Consider the following 13965-nt stretch of genomic DNA (forward strand, 5'->3'; position numbering starts at 1 on the left):
CTCCCACGCCCCCGACAGCGAGCGCGAGCCCTCCCGAGCCATCGAGCCCAGTGTGGGGACTAGGGCAGGATGTGCCCGGCGGTGGTAAATAGGCGGTACCACTCCTCGCGGGTGAGGGGGATGTCGCTGCCGGCGGCGGAGTCGAGCAGGTGGTGCAGGTTGGTGGTGCCGAGGACGACCTGCATGTTCGCGGGGTGCCGGGTGATCCAGGCGACGGCGACGGCTGCGGGCTGCACGTCGTACTTCGCGGCCAGCGTGTCGATGACGTCGTTCAGCTCCGGGTACTGCTCGCGGTCTCCGAGGAAGACACCGTCGAAGAAGCCCTTCTGGAACGGCGACCAGGCCTGCAGGGTGATGTCGTTGAGGCGGCTGTAATCCAGGATGCCGTTGTCGCGGTCGATGGACTGGTCGAGCGACGCCATGTTCGCCGCGATCCCCTGCGCGATGAGCGGCGAGTGGGTGATGCTCAGCTGCACCTGGTTGACCACGATCGGCTGACGAACGGAGCGCTTCAGCAGCTCGATCTGGCCAGGCGTCTGGTTGGAGACGCCGAAGTTGCGGACCTTGCCCGACTCGAACAACTCGTCGAACGCCGACGCCACCTCGTCGGGCTCCACCAGGGTGTCGGGGCGGTGCAGCAGCAGCAGGTCGAGGTAATCGGTCTTCAGGGCGGACAGCGACTCGTCGACCGTGTTCACGATGTGCTCGCGGGAGAAGTCGAAGAAGCCGTCCCTGATGCCCACCTTCGACTGGATCTGCACCTGCTCGCGCTCCGAGGCCGGGATCGCGCCCGCGTCGCCGAACCGGCGCTCGCAGCCGTGCCGTTCATCCCCGTAGATGTCGGCGTGGTCGAACATGGTGATCCCCGCATCCCGGGCCGAGCGCACCAGGGTGCGGATCTGCTCGTCGTCCAGCGGGGTGATCCGCATGAGGCCGAGGATGATGTTCGAGGTTTCGATGGTGGTGTTCGGAAGCGTGAAAGTCTTCATGACCCTATTCTTGCGCCGCCCCGGCCTCGTGCGCGCGATGCATGAGCACGACCGTCGCGCAACCCCTACAGCGAGCGCAAGGACCGGTCTACCGTTCGAGTCCCGACCACGGAGGAGGAAAAGATGTCGATCTCTCACGACGACCAGCGCGCTTGCGACCGCTTCCGCACCGAGACACATCTCGACAAGCGTGAGCCGACCGCGCCCCGCTACATCGTCCACGCGCTCGGCCGCGACTTCGCGGTCAGCGACGAGATGGCGCGTATCTTCCTGCGCCAGGTGGAGCGCGTCCTCGAATCCGACGGGTCGGCCCTCGTGGTGCTGCGGCACGAGCAGGGCGTGGAACTGCTGCTGATCAGGGACGACAACTCGTTCTCGATCCGGCAGGAGGCTGTGGCCGAGCCTGTGCCGCTGACGTCGGAGGCGGCGGCGGGACCGGACGCGCCCGTGCTGACAGTCTGACGCTGCCGCGCTCGGTATCCTCGTTCCGTGGACCAGCCCAGCGACGCACGCGACGACTCTGCCGACGACGCCGCCACCGCTGACGCCGCCGCCGTTGCGCGCATCCGGTCGTTGCTCGCCGACGCGGTGCAGCGGCTCCAGGGGGCGCACGCACGCGATGAGGCCGTCGCCGAGTTCGTTCCCCGCCACAAGAAGCTGCTGATCACGCGGGAGCCCGTGCTCCGTCCGCTCGGCCGGGTGTGGCGGATCGGCGTCCTCCTGCTCGGCACGGACGGCGTTCTGCGCGCGACAGGCGCGATCACCCGCGCCACCGAGCCGGGCCGGCCTGCGTACCAGTCCCAGTCGGCCGAGACCAGGCGGGCGTACCGGGCGGCGGCCCAGCGCGGGCACTTCACGGACGGCGAGACCGTCAACTACGACGCCACGGTCATCGACCTGGAAGCGGCGAGCCTGCGCGCATCCATCGGCCCCCTGTTCCTGCGCGACGGGACGGCGCTGGTGCGCTGGAACGCGACGACACCGGATGCGGTCGTCGCGTTCGACGGCTACCTCGCGGAGCGGGTCGGGTTGCTCACCGAACCGCCGCAGGGGGCGTGACCGAACGGACTACTGGGCGGTGGTGCTGCTGCCGTTCCCGCTCTTGCCGGTGATGTCGTCGATCTTGCTGCTCGCGGTTCCGACGGCGTCGCTGACCTTGTTGCCGACCTCCGAGGCCGCCTTGTCTGCCAGGTCGCGCAGGTCGTCCGCCACCTGGCGGACCGGCTCGGAATGGGTGATGCCGCTCACTTGGCGCTTGAGGGTGTCGTACGTCTTGCGCCCGGAGCGCGAGCCGAGCACGAAGCCGACCGCTGCGCCTGCCAGGAAAATAATCGCTTTCATCGGTTGAACCTCCGTGGTGTCTGTTCCACGCACCGTACGCGCTGCGCCCCCGATGGGAAGGGGGTGGATGCGCGACCCGAGACGCGGCGGCCCTCCGGTGCCAGAATGGCTGGGTGACGGAGCCGTCGAGCGTCCGGCCCTCCGAGGCCTGCCTCCGCACCGCCGGGGTGCGCGCGTTCGAGCACGCCGTCGCGGACTGGGTGTCCGGCGGCGCCCTCCCGCCGACCGCTTCCGCTGCGGACGTCGAGGCGGCGATCCTGGTCGAGGGCGCGAGCGACCGCGCCGCCGTCGAAGCACTGGCCGAGTTGCACGGCCGCGAGCTGGCCGGGGAAGGGATCGGCGTGCTTCCGATGGGTGGCGCCATGAGCATCCGGAGGTTCGTGGCACTGCTCGGGCCTGCGGGAATGCGGATCGCGCTGCGCGGCCTGTGCGATGCCGGGGAGGTGCGCTTCTTTCACGGCGCGGGGATGCTGGACGCCGACATCCAGGTCTGCCGCCCCGACCTGGAGGGGGAGTTGATCCGTGCGCTCGGCGTCGGAGGGGTGGAGGACGTGCTGGACAGCGAGGGCGACCTGCGGCTGTTCCGGACGTTCCAGCAGCAGCCGGCCCAGCGGCTGCGGCCGGTCGAGCAGCAACTGCACCGGTTCCTCGGCACGACTGCCGGGCGCAAGGAGCACTACGGGCGGGCGCTCGTGCTGGCGTTGCCGGTCGAGCGGGTGCCGCTGCCGCTTCTGCGACTGCTCGCGCGCGGCTGACCACGGCCGCGCATCCCGCGGGTATCGTGGCCTCAACCCGACACGACAGGAACCTCGGATGGTCGCCCACGTCACCCCGCACCTCGAGCAGCGCCTGCGCGACATCTTCGACAGCCGCGACCGGCAGAACATGCAGCCGACCATCGACGCCTTCCTGGAGGTGCTCACCGAGCATCCGGGCAACGCGTACGTGCTCTACGACGTGGGCGGATCGTACGACACCGCGGGCGAGGAGGAAACGGCGCTCGGCTACTACGAGCAGGCGATGGATGCGGGACTCACCGGAGACACGCTCCGCCGCTGCCTGCTGCAGTACGGCAGCACGCTCCGCAACCTGGACCGGTTCGACGAGTCGCTCGCGGCGCTCGACCAGGCGCTCGCGCTGTACGCGAAGTCGGAATCGGTGCGCATGTGGCACGCGCTGTCGCTGCACGCGGCCGGCCGCAGCGACGCGGCCGTCGCCGAGCTGATGGAACTGGCGGTCGACCACATCCGCACCGAAGACCTGCTGCGCTACGAGGCCGCGATCCGCGGCAACGCCGACTACCTGCACTCGCTCGACCGCGGCGCCGACTGACGACGGATTCGGCAGCGTTCTGGATCTTCGCGAGACAATCAGTCCATGATGTCGAAGCCCGGACGATGGACGATTCGACTCTGGTTCGAGCGGACCACGTCAGCGATTGCACGAGCGGTGCTCGCGGTCGTCGACGTCTTCCGCTGACAGAACGTGGAACTACGGCGCGAGCAGCGCCGCGATGAGCAGCAGCGCCGGCACCGCGAACAGCGTCGTGAGCAGCACGATGTCGCGCGCGACCGGCATCCCGCGCTCGTACCTGGCGGCGAAGTTGTACACGTTCTGCGCGGTCGGGAGCGCGGCGAGCGCCACCGCCGCGAACAGCGCGTGGCCGTGCATCCCGAACCCGAGCCACGCGACGAGGAACGCGACGAGCGGCATCACGGCCGCCTTGATCACCGAGGCCGTGAGGATCTCGACGCGGCCGTGGTCGGCGTGCAGCGGCCGGGAGCCGTGCAGCGACATCCCGAACGCCATCAGCACCAGGGGCACCGCCGCGCCGCCGAGCAGCACGAACGGCTGGTAGACCGCATCCGGCAGTTTGACGCCTGAGATGTCGACCAGGATGCCCAGCACCGAGGCGATGATCATCGGGTTGCGGATCGGCTGCGTGAGGATCGAGCGAACGGACACCGAGCCGCGCGACGTCGCGTCGAGCACGGTGAGCGCGATGGGGGCGAACACGATCAGCTGCAACAGCAGCACGGGCGCCACGAAGGAGGCGCTGCCCAGCACATACACCGCGACTGGCAAGCCGATGTTGTTGGCGTTGACGTAGCCCGCCCCGAGTGCGCCGATGGTGGTCTCCGCCACCGGACGCCGAAAGAACAGCCGCGAGAGCAGCACGAACAGTCCCACCGACACGATCGCCGCCACCCCGGACACGACCACCTGCGCGGAGAACACGACGTCGAGGTCGGCGTGCGCCAGGGTGACGAACAGCAGCGCCGGGTTGGTGACGAAGAATGCGATGCGGTTGAGCACGAACGCGGCGTTCGGCCCGCCGATCCCGACGCGCCCCACGACGTAGCCGACGGCGATCACGAACGCGATGATCGCGAACCCGATCACCACTCCGCCCATCGCCCCAGCCTACGGCCGCCGTGACGGCCGCGATGGCCGCGACGGCCGCACCCGGAAAGGAAACGTAATATGTATGCACGTGACTCAAACGCGCAAGCTCCCCGTTCTCGTCCTCGCCGGCATGGTTGTGGGGTCGATGGTCGGGGCGGGCGTGTTCTCTCTTCCCGGCACGTTCGCCGAGGCGACAGGCGTGGTCGGGGCGATCGTCGCGTGGGTGATCGCCGGGGCGGGGATGCTCACCCTGGTGTTCGTGTTCCAGCGGCTCGCCGTGCGCAAGCCGGCGCTCGACTCCGGGATCTACGCGTACGCGAAGGCCGGGTTCGGCGACTACGTCGGGTTCTTCTCCGCGTTCGGCTACTGGGCCAGTGGATGCGCAGGGAACGTCACATACTGGGTCCTGATCGGGTCGACCATCGGCGCCCTGTTCCCGGCTTTCGGGGCGGGGAACACGGTCCTCGCGGTCGCTGTGTCGACCGTCGGCGTGTGGGGGTTTTTCCTGCTAATCAGGCGCGGGGTGCCGCAGGCGGCGTTCATCAACACGATCGTCGCCGTCGCCAAGGTGGTGCCGCTGGTGATGTTCCTGGTGATCGTGATCGCCGTCGGCTTCAACTGGCACACCTTCACGCTCAACCTGTGGGGCACGGGCAGCCCGGACGTGTCCTCGCTGTTCGGGCAGATCCAGCAGACGATGCTGCTGACGGTGTTCGTGTTCCTCGGTGTCGAGGGCGCGTCCGTCTACTCCCGGTATGCCAAGAGCCGGCGCGACGTCGGCCGGGCGACCCTGCTCGGGTTCGTCAGCGTGCTCTGCCTGTTCGTCCTGATCACCGTGCTGTCGTTCGGGGTGGCTCCGCGGGCGGAGATCGGCGGGATGCGGGAGCCGTCGGTCGCGAGCGTGCTGCAGGTGATCGTCGGGCCGTGGGGGTACACGCTGATCAGCGTCGGCCTCGTCGTCTCCGTGCTCGGCGCATACCTGTCATGGACGCTGATGGCGTCTGAGGTGCTTTTCAGCACGGCCAGCAACGAGGATGCGCCGAGGTTCCTCGCGAAGGTCAGCACGCGTGGGGTGCCGGTGGCGGCTCTGGTGCTGACGACGCTGCTGGTTCAGGCGCTGCTCGTGGTGACCCTGTTCTCGGAGAACGCCTTCCAGTTCATGCTGAGCCTGTGCAGCTCGCTTGCGCTCATCCCATATGTGCTGACGGCCGGGTACGCGCTCAAGCTGGAGACCGGCGCGGGCGACGACCCCGGCGGGCGGAGCCGCCGCGGCCTGACGGTGGCGATCATCGCGACCGTCTACTCGCTGTTCCTCATCGTCGCGGCCGGGCCGGGCTATCTGCTGCTGACGTTCATCATCTATGCGCCGGGCACGCTGCTGTTCGTCGCCGCCCGGCGCGAGCGCGCGCTGCGCGTGTTCCGTCCGTTCGAGGCGGTGCTGTGCGTGATCGCGGTGCTGCTGGCGGTCGCGGCGATCGTGTCGCTCGCCGCGGGGTGGATCAGGATCTAGCGGATCAGGACCGCGCCGACCAGGACCGAGCCGATCAGGACCGGGCGACCGTCCGGCCGCGCCCGCCGACCCGCACCGCCACCGCGATCATCAACAGCAGCACCGCCGCCGCGATGGCCGTGATGGCGACCGGCGCGGACACGAGCGTCCCGGTCAGCCGGGACACCCCGATCCAGGCGAGTCCCCACGCGCTCGCGATGGCCGGGGTCAGCCGTCCCCTATCCCAGATCGCGAGGGCCGCACCCAGGATGGCGGCGACCACCACCAGCGCGATGCCCCAGGCGTGTGGGCTCCAGCCGAAGCCGTCGAACCCGGCGACGACGAGCAGGCTGGTGACGTTGGCGATCGTCGCCACCATCACCCAGCCGAGGTAGAGACCGACGGTCCCGTCGAACAGGATCGCGTCCGCCATCGACCCGCCAGGGATGCGCTGCACCAGCACGAACGCCACGATCAGCACAGCGAGCAACGCCGCGATGAGCACCGCCGAGAGGGCGAGCATCCCGAACTGGACGCTGAGGATCCAGGCGGCGTTGAGGAGGAGCGAGGCGAGCATCCAGTAGCCGATGCTGCGCTGTCTGGGCCGGGCGGCCTGGGAGGGGAACGCCTGCCAGATCGCGTAGCCGAGCAGGCCGAGGTAGATCACGGTCCAGATGGCGAACGCCGGGCTTGCCGGGGAGAGCATCGTCGCGTCGGCGCTGAGCGCTCCGCCCGCCGCCTGCGCGATGGGGGTCCCACCCGCCGCACCGGAACCGACGAATGCCCCGGCGAGAGCGACGACCGCACCGACGAGCACGGCGACCTGACGAACTCGGTCGGAACCTGCTGGGCGGCCGACTGCTGAGGTGGTGTGCGCGGTGCGGGTGGACGTCGACGTCATGCGGCACACAATATGCCTAGCCGGGCTAGACATCAACGGGGTGCGCGGTCACGCAGCGGCGGTCACCCCGCGGTGTTCACCCCGCGGTGGCGATCACGACGGTCGTGTCGTACTCGTCCGAGGTCGCGACCCGCACGCGCAGCCCGGCCGTCTCGAACAGCTCGGCCGTCCGCGCCGCCTGCTCCCCGCTCGTCTCGATCAGCAGCGATCCGCCCGGCGCCAGCCACTCGGTCGCCCCCGCAGCGACGCGGCGCTGCACCTCCAGCCCGTCTCCGCCGCCGTCGAGCGCTACGGCCGGTTCGTACAGCCGGGCCTCCGGAGGCATCAGCGCTATCGCGTCCGTCGGAACGTACGGCGCGTTCACCGCGAGCACGTCGACGCGGCCGCGCAGGGAGGAGGGGAGCGCGTCGTAGAGGTCGCCCTCGTAGACACTCCCCCGCGGCTCGATGTTCTCCCTGGCGCAGCGCACGGCCGCCGGTTCGATGTCGCACGCCACCAGCTCCACCCCGTCGCCGACCCTGGATGCGATGGCCGCCCCGATCGCGCCGGCGCCGCAGCAGAGGTCCAGCACCACCGCATCCGGTGGGCAGAGACCCACCGCCTGTTCGACCAAAAACTCGGTGCGATGCCGGGGAACGAAGACGCCGGGCGCTACCCGGATGCGCAGCCCGCAGAACTCCGCCCAGCCGATCAGTGGCTCCAACGGCAGGCCGGAGACGCGCTGGGCGATCAGCTCCTCCAGCTCGGCCGGGCTGGACGCCGCCTCGGCGATCAGCCTGGCCTCGTCCTCGGCGAAGACGCAGCCGGCCGCGCGGAGGCGGGCGACGATGGCAGGGTCGGGGTCGACGGCGTTCTCGGCGGGGTGTGGCGTGCTCACGGAGGCTCATGCTAGCCCGCCGATTTCGAAACTTCTCCCGATGCACTGGCGCATCCTGGATGGCCGCGTACTATCGCGACGAGACAGCAAAGGATACGGGAGTGGGTATGCAGGTGTTCCACGTCTACATCGACGACCTCCGGTTCACCTTCGTCGACCGCGCCCCCGTGGAGGAGCTGAAAACCAAAGTCGTCGAGGCCAGCAGGGCGGAGGGAGACTTCGTGCAGATCACGCAGTCGAGCAGGCCGCCGAGCGAGGTGTTCGTCACCAGTCAGACGAAAGTCAGGATCGAGACGGCCACCATCCCCCGTGACCCGGGCGACGGCGGCGGAGACGACGACGACGCCTTCTGGTTCGACTTCGACTCGCTCAACTGAGTGGCCGGAGGCCCGGCATGATCTCCCTGTGGCACGACCTCTGGAATGATCGCGCGACGCCGATCGCCACCGATCCGTTCACCCCGGACACCGCATACGACACCGTGATCGTCGGCGCCGGGCTCACCGGCCTCACGACGGCGCTCCTGCTCGCCAGGCACGGGATGCGCGTCGCCGTCCTCGAAGCCCGCACCGTCGGTGCGGTGACGACGGGCAACACGACAGGCAAGCTCAGCCTGCTGCACGGCACGACGCTGTCGCAGATCCGCCGCCACTCCACCGACCGGGTGCTCTGCGCCTACGTCGACGGCAACGCGGCCGGGCAGGGCTGGCTGCTCGACTACCTGGACGAGCGGAGCATCCCGTACGAGGTGCGCGACGCGTACACCTATGCCACGACACTGGATGGGAGTGACCGCCTGGAGGCGGAGCTCGCCGCCGCGCGCGTCGCCGGGCTGGGAGTGACGGTGGAGCGTGGGGGCGAGCTGCCCTTCGCCGTCGAGGGCGCGCTCCGGCTGCCCGCGCAGGCGCAACTCGACCCGATGCCGCTGCTCGCCGCCCTCGCGGCCGACGTCAGAGCGCTCGGCGGTGTGATCGTGGAGGGCGAGCGGGTGTCGGCCGTGTCCGCCGGGGCGCCGGCGGTGGTGACGAGCACCTCCGGCACCACGCGTGCCGGCACCGTCGTGCTGGCGAGCGGAACGCCCATCCTCGACCGCGGACTGTACTTCGCCAAGACCGAGCCTGTGCGCTCGTACGTCACGGCCTTCCGGACGCCGGGAGACCTGCCGCGCGGCATGTACCTCTCCGCCGACGCGCCGACCCGATCGCTCAGGACGGCGAGCATCCCGGACGGCGAGCTCCTCCTGGTCGGAGGCAACGGGCACGTCACCGGACGCGCGGACTCCCCCGCCGAGCGCATCGCCGAGCTGACGGCCTGGGCGGAGACGACGTTCCCCGGCGCGGAGCGCACGCACTGGTGGGCGGCACAGGACTACCGCTCGGCCAACCGGGTGCCGTTCGTCGGCTGGCTTCCCCGCGGACGCGGTCGCCTGTTCCTCGCGACCGGATACAACAAGTGGGGCATGACCAACGCGGTGGCCGCCGCCCTCAGCCTCACCGCGGACCTCACCGGCGAGACCCTGGAATGGGCGCGCGTGCTGCATCACCGGGTCACGCATCCGATCGACATCGGCGCCGGCGTGGCATTCAACGCCGGGGTGGGCGCGGCGGCAGCGACCAGCTGGGCAGGCGCGGAGACCGGCCGAGAACTGCCAGTGGATGCGCCCCCGCCCGCCGAGGGGACGGGGGTCGTGGGTCATCGGGGCGCATCTCCGGTGGCGGCGTCGACGGTGGACGGCGTGACCTGCGCGCTCTCCGCCGTGTGCACCCACCTGGGCGGGATCGTGCGGTGGAACGACGCGGAGCTGTCCTGGGACTGCCCGCTGCACGGCTCCCGGTTCGCGCCGGACGGCACGGTGCTCGAAGGCCCGGCGACCGCAGCTCTCGGCGCACTGGATGACGCCGCGCCTCCCAGAGAGTAGTCAGGGCGGTCTGCGCCGCAGTATGGTCGCGGCATGACTATTCCCAACGACGACAGCAAGCCGGAGCAGCCGACCGGCAGCAATGTTCCCCCTGTGCCGGACGCCGGAGGGGCCGTTCCCCCCGTCCCGCCGGCCCCGCCCGTTCCGCCGGTCGAGCCGACCGAGCCGCCGGCCGCAGCAGAACCCGCAGCGCCTGCCGCGCCCGTTCCCCCGGCTTACGGCGCGCCCACCGAGGCTCCCGGATACCCGTCCGCGGCCGCATCCGGTGGCTTCCCCGCCTACGCGGCGACACCGGCAGCCCCTGTCGCAGCGCCGACCGAGCCCCCGTCGCAGATCACGATCGCGTTCTGGCTCTACATCGCAGCGGCGGTCCTCAGCGTCATCAGCGGCATCGTGACCGCCATCTCGGTGTCCGTCAACCGTGTCGCCATCCAGCAGCAGATCACCGACAGCTTGAGCAGGTCGCAGACCAACGGGAACCTCGACCCGAAGACGCTCACCGATGCCGCGATCACGTTCGGCATCGTCTGGGCGATCGTCACCCTGATCTTCTGGGCGCTCGTGTTCGTGCTGTTCGCGGTCTTCATGCGTCGTGGCCGCAACTGGGCGCGCATCATCCTGACGATCCTCACCGTGATCTCGCTGCTGAACCTGGCGGGCGTGTTCTTCATCGGCGGCGTGCAGGTGATCGCGGCAATCGTCGCCACGATCCTCATCTGGCTGAAGCCCGCATCCGCGTACTTCGCTGCGGTGAAGGCGTCGCGGGCTCCGCGCGCTTAGTTCGCCGGAGGGACTCGACACTCTGCTTTCCCCGGTCTACTGTGGGCGCCGGTCGTCGTCATGGTCGACCGCATAAAGAAAGCAGGTAACGGAAAATGAACATTTTGCTCATCGTGATCGCGATCATTGCGATCGTGCTCCTGTTCACCGGCGGATTCGTGTCGGCCCTCAACTGGCTGCTCTGGGTGGGAATCATCCTCCTGGTGTTCGCCATCATCGTGTGGTTGGTACGCATGATCAGCGGTCGACGTTCCGTGTAGAACGTCTCGAACGTCCAAGGGCCCCGGATGCGTGCATCCGGGGCCCTTCGCTGTCGGGGGCGCCGCGTGCGCCCGGAACGAGAGGTCCCGAATTGCCGCGTGCGTGCAAACGAGTGGTCCCGAATTGCCGCGTGCGCTCGGGACGCACGGCAATTCGGGACCACTCGATGTCTTTGGGCGCCCGGGAAGGCGTCAGGGGTTGGGCGCGCCGGTGCGTCAGGCGCGCGCGGCGGCCGCGGCCTTCGCGAGCGCGGTGAACTCCTCGACGCCGAACGCGGTGCCGGCGAGGCCCCAGCCGCCCTCGGCGGCCTCCTGCAGGATGACCCAGGTGCGCGCAGACTGCGTCTCGTCCCCGGCGAAGCGCGCGGCGATCTCCGTCGCCTCGCGCACGATCTGCTTCTGCCCGTCGCGGTTCAGCGAGCCGGGCGGGGTGATGATCTGGATGCGCACCGTGCGGGCAGACGGCGCGTTCGCCGTCGAGATGGCTGTCGCGGGGAGCCGGTGGATGAACGCCGCGGTGTTGTCGAGGTGGAACGGGCCGGGCTGAGCGACGCCTTCCGCCCGGAGCACGGCGTGGGTGAGTTCGGTGCCGAGCTGCTCGTCCGCGTCTGCGGGGAAGAGGTCGGCCGGAGCGTAGACGTCGATCATGGGCATGGGATGCTCCTCACGAAATTATGATGGTATGCATAGACGATAGATTATGACGGTCGTCATAGTCAAGAGAGGGAGGCAAGCGTGGCCGCTGATGTGCGCACCAGGATGGTCGACGGGGCGATCAGGCTGCTCGCCACCCGCGGACTCGCCGGAACCTCGTTCGCCGGGGTCATCGACCTCACCGAGACGCCGCGCGGCTCGATCTACCACCACTTCCCCGGCGGCAAAGACGAACTCGTCGCGGCGGCGATCGACCGCTCGGCGGACAACGCCGTCGCGCTGCTCGACCGGCGTGCCGGCGAGTCGGCTGAGCGCGTCGCCGAGCTGTTCCTGGACTCCTGGCGGCTGCTGCTGACCCACTCGGGCTTCGCGGCAGGATGCGCGCTCGTCGCCGTGACCGTCGACACCGACTCGAAGGAGCTGCGCGCCAGGACGGCCGCGGCGTTCCAGACCTGGCGCGATCACCTCGCCGCGCTGCTGCAGCGAGGCGGACTCGCGCCCGCCGACGCCGAGCAGTACGCGACACTGCTGCTCGCCGCGTCGGAGGGCGCGGTGCTCCTCAGCCGCTCCACCGGCGACGTGTCCGCGTTCGACACCGTGGCCGCGATGCTGCTCGCCCAGGTGCGAGCGAAGACGACGGACGCCCGGTAGCGCGCTCGCGGCACGCGGCGTACCCTTCGCGGCGAACGGAAGGAGCCGTCGATGCCAGGACGCAGCGAGCCGGAACTGAAAGATCAGAAACTGTACGAAGAACTCCGCAAGGAGGGCAACTCGAAGGAGAAGTCGGCACGCATCTCCAACGCCGCCGCCGCGCGCGGACGATCGTCGGTCGGCCGGAAGGGTGGGGAGTCCGGGTCGTACGACGACTGGACGGTGCCCGACCTCAAGAAGCGCGCCAAAGAACTCGGACTCAGCGGGTACTCCAGGAAGACCAAGCAGGAATTGATCAGCGCACTCCGCAACCACTGACCGCGACACCACCGACCGCGACACCACTCACGGCGACACACCTGACCCCGCGACCGGCGGCGTCGTACACTCACGGCATGGACCTGCGCGAGGTGGCCGATGAGCTCTACGCGCTGCCCGCCGCCGAGTTCACGGCGTCGCGCAACGCTGCGGCCGCCCGAGCAGACAAACCGCTCTCGGCCGAGATCCGCGGATTGCGGAAGCCCTCTGCGGCCGCCGCAGCGGTGAACACGCTCGTGCGCGAACATCCGGACGTGGTCGACGCCATCCTGACTGTCGGCGACAGGATGCGCGCGGCCTTCGCCGAACGGGACCGCACGGCCATCCGCGAACTGACGGGCGAGCGGCAGCGGCTGCTGCAGAGCGCGACGCGCAGCACGGACGGCGCGAGCGCCGCTGTGCTCCGCGAGGTCGAGGACACCCTGCAGGCCGCGGTCATCGACGCTGCGGCCGCGGCCGCGGTGCGCAGCGGGCTGCTGGTGCGGTCGCTGGAGTCGACGGGGGTGGATCAGGTCGATGTGTCCGACGCGGTGGCGCTGCCCATTGACGTGGAGGGGGCTTCGGGCGCGCTCCGGCCTCGGGCGTCGGCGAAGGCGGCGCCCCGCGCCTCCACTGGCGGCCGCGCATCCACTGGCGGCGCATCCACTGCCGCACCGGAGGAGGCCGCCGAGTCGCCGAGCGAGCGCCGGGAGCGCGAGCGCCGCCTCCGGACGGCGGAGAAAGCGCTTCAACGCGCCCGCATCGACGCCGATGCCCTGGACGACGAACTCGACGAGGAGGTGGACAGGCGCACCGACCTCGAAGCCGAACGGGATGCGCTCGCCCGCCGGCTCGAACGCACGCAGGACGAACTCACCGAGTCCCGTGCCGCCGAACGAGAGCTGCGGCGACGGATCAAGGAGGCGCAATCGGCGCTCAGGGACGCCGAGAAGGCGTTGCGCGCCATCCGCGACTGACAGAGCGCGCGGCCCGCGTCAGCCGGGGCGCCGGCCGGGGTGTCAGCCGGGCAGGTGCTGCTCGACCGTGTCCTCGGTCATCACGACCATGCCGCCCGTGCGCTGCGAGGTGTGCATGAGCGCTTCGAGCCACTGCGGGTTGATCGCGGGCGGACGGCTGCCGCTGAACTGGAAGGACAGCGGCACCTCGCGGCTGATCCAGAGCGAGACGCGTCCGGAGCCTTGCTCGACGGGCACATCCCAGTTGAGGAGAAAGCTTGTGCCGACGAAGCTTCGCCACGATGGCGAGTTTGACGTGACTCAGCACGCGATCGTCGAGGTCGTACTCCTGTCCGGAGCCATAGACCAGTTTTCCCATGTTGCCATTGTCCACTATCGAACACCGGAACAAGCTTCCACGTCAGGGGGATTGACGGCGGCACCGG

The 13965-nt window shown here is 69.8% G+C and carries 18 protein-coding genes and 1 pseudogene; 12 read left to right on the forward strand and 7 right to left on the reverse strand.

The window, feature by feature from the left end:
* Positions 1 to 59 precede the first annotated feature (59 nt).
* On the reverse strand, positions 60 to 989 hold the full coding sequence (locus tag AC37TH_RS03225; protein WP_490762917.1) for an aldo/keto reductase: 930 nt from the start codon (positions 987 to 989) through the stop codon (positions 60 to 62).
* Between the two features lie 123 nt (positions 990 to 1112).
* Between AC37TH_RS03225 and AC37TH_RS03230 the strand changes: the two genes are divergently transcribed.
* Together AC37TH_RS03230 and AC37TH_RS03235 are read left to right on the forward strand one after the other, a co-directional pair.
* On the forward strand, positions 1113 to 1451 hold the full coding sequence (locus AC37TH_RS03230) for a TetR family transcriptional regulator (protein ID WP_490762918.1): 339 nt from the start codon (positions 1113 to 1115) through the stop codon (positions 1449 to 1451).
* A 27-nt stretch (positions 1452 to 1478) separates the two neighbouring features.
* Positions 1479 to 2048 carry a hypothetical protein gene (locus AC37TH_RS03235; RefSeq protein WP_490762919.1) on the forward strand — a complete coding sequence of 190 codons (570 nt, stop codon included), beginning with the start codon at positions 1479 to 1481 and terminating at the stop codon, positions 2046 to 2048.
* Positions 2049 to 2057: 9 nt separating this feature from the next.
* Here AC37TH_RS03235 and AC37TH_RS03240 read toward each other — a convergent pair whose 3' ends face one another.
* A complete protein-coding gene (locus AC37TH_RS03240; protein WP_490762920.1) occupies positions 2058 to 2330 on the reverse strand; it encodes a hypothetical protein in 273 nt (90 codons plus the stop codon).
* A gap of 113 nt (positions 2331 to 2443) precedes the next feature.
* Between AC37TH_RS03240 and AC37TH_RS03245 the strand changes: the two genes are divergently transcribed.
* On the forward strand, positions 2444 to 3085 hold the full coding sequence (locus AC37TH_RS03245) for a TOPRIM nucleotidyl transferase/hydrolase domain-containing protein (RefSeq protein ID WP_490762921.1): 642 nt from the start codon (positions 2444 to 2446) through the stop codon (positions 3083 to 3085).
* 58 nt (positions 3086 to 3143) lie between these two features.
* Positions 3144 to 3662 (forward strand): tetratricopeptide repeat protein, encoded by a 519-nt coding sequence (locus tag AC37TH_RS03250; RefSeq protein ID WP_490762922.1) that lies wholly within the window; start codon positions 3144 to 3146, stop codon positions 3660 to 3662.
* A 159-nt stretch (positions 3663 to 3821) separates the two neighbouring features.
* Here AC37TH_RS03250 and AC37TH_RS03255 read toward each other — a convergent pair whose 3' ends face one another.
* Positions 3822 to 4745 (reverse strand): AEC family transporter, encoded by a 924-nt coding sequence (locus AC37TH_RS03255; RefSeq protein ID WP_490762923.1) that lies wholly within the window; start codon positions 4743 to 4745, stop codon positions 3822 to 3824.
* Positions 4746 to 4818: 73 nt separating this feature from the next.
* On the opposite strand from AC37TH_RS03255, the gene AC37TH_RS03260 reads away from it, so the two are divergent.
* A complete protein-coding gene (locus tag AC37TH_RS03260; RefSeq protein WP_490762924.1) occupies positions 4819 to 6246 on the forward strand; it encodes a basic amino acid/polyamine antiporter in 1428 nt (475 codons plus the stop codon).
* A gap of 34 nt (positions 6247 to 6280) precedes the next feature.
* On the opposite strand, the gene AC37TH_RS03265 is transcribed toward AC37TH_RS03260, so the two are convergent.
* Positions 6281 to 7126, reverse strand: coding sequence for a TspO/MBR family protein (locus AC37TH_RS03265; RefSeq protein ID WP_490762925.1), 846 nt, complete (start codon positions 7124 to 7126; stop codon positions 6281 to 6283).
* Positions 7127 to 7202: 76 nt separating this feature from the next.
* The gene (locus AC37TH_RS03270) at positions 7203 to 8003 is read right to left on the reverse strand and encodes a putative protein N(5)-glutamine methyltransferase (protein WP_490762926.1); all 801 of its coding nucleotides are present in this window, start codon (positions 8001 to 8003) and stop codon (positions 7203 to 7205) included.
* Between the two features lie 107 nt (positions 8004 to 8110).
* Here AC37TH_RS03270 and AC37TH_RS03275 point away from each other — a divergent pair, with 107 nt between their 5' ends.
* The 4 genes from AC37TH_RS03275 to AC37TH_RS03290 all read left to right on the forward strand — a co-directional run bounded on the left by AC37TH_RS03275 (position 8111) and on the right by AC37TH_RS03290 (position 10961).
* Positions 8111 to 8380, forward strand: coding sequence for a hypothetical protein (locus AC37TH_RS03275; protein WP_490763846.1), 270 nt, complete (start codon positions 8111 to 8113; stop codon positions 8378 to 8380).
* A gap of 17 nt (positions 8381 to 8397) precedes the next feature.
* The gene (locus AC37TH_RS03280) at positions 8398 to 9921 is read left to right on the forward strand and encodes an FAD-dependent oxidoreductase (RefSeq protein ID WP_490762927.1); all 1524 of its coding nucleotides are present in this window, start codon (positions 8398 to 8400) and stop codon (positions 9919 to 9921) included.
* 33 nt (positions 9922 to 9954) lie between these two features.
* Entirely contained in the window at positions 9955 to 10701 is a 747-nt protein-coding gene (locus AC37TH_RS03285; protein WP_490762928.1) for a hypothetical protein, read from the forward strand.
* Between the two features lie 95 nt (positions 10702 to 10796).
* Complete coding sequence (locus AC37TH_RS03290) at positions 10797 to 10961, forward strand: hypothetical protein (RefSeq protein ID WP_490762929.1); 165 nt, start codon at positions 10797 to 10799, stop codon at positions 10959 to 10961.
* A 216-nt stretch (positions 10962 to 11177) separates the two neighbouring features.
* Here the strand turns inward: AC37TH_RS03290 and AC37TH_RS03295 are convergent, their stop codons facing one another.
* Positions 11178 to 11615: a tautomerase family protein gene (locus AC37TH_RS03295; RefSeq protein WP_490762930.1), complete on the reverse strand. Its 438-nt coding sequence runs from the start codon at positions 11613 to 11615 to the stop codon at positions 11178 to 11180.
* A gap of 81 nt (positions 11616 to 11696) precedes the next feature.
* Between AC37TH_RS03295 and AC37TH_RS03300 the strand changes: the two genes are divergently transcribed.
* From AC37TH_RS03300 to AC37TH_RS03310, 3 genes are all read left to right on the forward strand, one after another.
* Entirely contained in the window at positions 11697 to 12266 is a 570-nt protein-coding gene (locus AC37TH_RS03300; RefSeq protein WP_490762931.1) for a TetR/AcrR family transcriptional regulator, read from the forward strand.
* 51 nt (positions 12267 to 12317) lie between these two features.
* The gene (locus tag AC37TH_RS03305; protein ID WP_490762932.1) at positions 12318 to 12584 is read left to right on the forward strand and encodes a DUF7218 family protein; all 267 of its coding nucleotides are present in this window, start codon (positions 12318 to 12320) and stop codon (positions 12582 to 12584) included.
* A 77-nt stretch (positions 12585 to 12661) separates the two neighbouring features.
* Positions 12662 to 13540: a hypothetical protein gene (locus tag AC37TH_RS03310; protein WP_490762933.1), complete on the forward strand. Its 879-nt coding sequence runs from the start codon at positions 12662 to 12664 to the stop codon at positions 13538 to 13540.
* 42 nt (positions 13541 to 13582) lie between these two features.
* On the opposite strand, the pseudogene AC37TH_RS03315 reads toward AC37TH_RS03310, so the two are convergent.
* Positions 13583 to 13898: pseudogene (locus tag AC37TH_RS03315) on the reverse strand (DUF7882 family protein).
* Positions 13899 to 13965: the final 67 nt, after the last annotated feature.

The sequence above is a fragment of the Leifsonia sp. McL0627 genome (genome assembly GCF_058244615.1).

Bases quoted from the DNA above. Each gene is read 5' to 3' on its own strand.
- AC37TH_RS03250 (WP_490762922.1), top strand. From the start codon at position 3,144: ATGGTCGCCCACGTCACCCCGCACCTCGAGCAGCGCCTGCGCGACATC.
- AC37TH_RS03310 (WP_490762933.1), top strand. From the start codon at position 12,662: ATGGACCTGCGCGAGGTGGCCGATGAGCTCTACGCGCTGCCCGCCGCC.
- AC37TH_RS03295 (WP_490762930.1), bottom strand. From the start codon at position 11,615: ATGCCCATGATCGACGTCTACGCTCCGGCCGACCTCTTCCCCGCAGAC.
- AC37TH_RS03240 (WP_490762920.1), bottom strand. From the start codon at position 2,330: ATGAAAGCGATTATTTTCCTGGCAGGCGCAGCGGTCGGCTTCGTGCTC.
- AC37TH_RS03260 (WP_490762924.1), top strand. From the start codon at position 4,819: ATGCACGTGACTCAAACGCGCAAGCTCCCCGTTCTCGTCCTCGCCGGC.
- AC37TH_RS03265 (WP_490762925.1), bottom strand. From the start codon at position 7,126: ATGACGTCGACGTCCACCCGCACCGCGCACACCACCTCAGCAGTCGGC.
- AC37TH_RS03285 (WP_490762928.1), top strand. From the start codon at position 9,955: ATGACTATTCCCAACGACGACAGCAAGCCGGAGCAGCCGACCGGCAGC.
- AC37TH_RS03230 (WP_490762918.1), top strand. From the start codon at position 1,113: ATGTCGATCTCTCACGACGACCAGCGCGCTTGCGACCGCTTCCGCACC.
- AC37TH_RS03225 (WP_490762917.1), bottom strand. From the start codon at position 989: ATGAAGACTTTCACGCTTCCGAACACCACCATCGAAACCTCGAACATC.
- AC37TH_RS03255 (WP_490762923.1), bottom strand. From the start codon at position 4,745: ATGGGCGGAGTGGTGATCGGGTTCGCGATCATCGCGTTCGTGATCGCC.
- AC37TH_RS03305 (WP_490762932.1), top strand. From the start codon at position 12,318: ATGCCAGGACGCAGCGAGCCGGAACTGAAAGATCAGAAACTGTACGAA.
- AC37TH_RS03280 (WP_490762927.1), top strand. From the start codon at position 8,398: ATGATCTCCCTGTGGCACGACCTCTGGAATGATCGCGCGACGCCGATC.
- AC37TH_RS03275 (WP_490763846.1), top strand. From the start codon at position 8,111: ATGCAGGTGTTCCACGTCTACATCGACGACCTCCGGTTCACCTTCGTC.
- AC37TH_RS03290 (WP_490762929.1), top strand. From the start codon at position 10,797: ATGAACATTTTGCTCATCGTGATCGCGATCATTGCGATCGTGCTCCTG.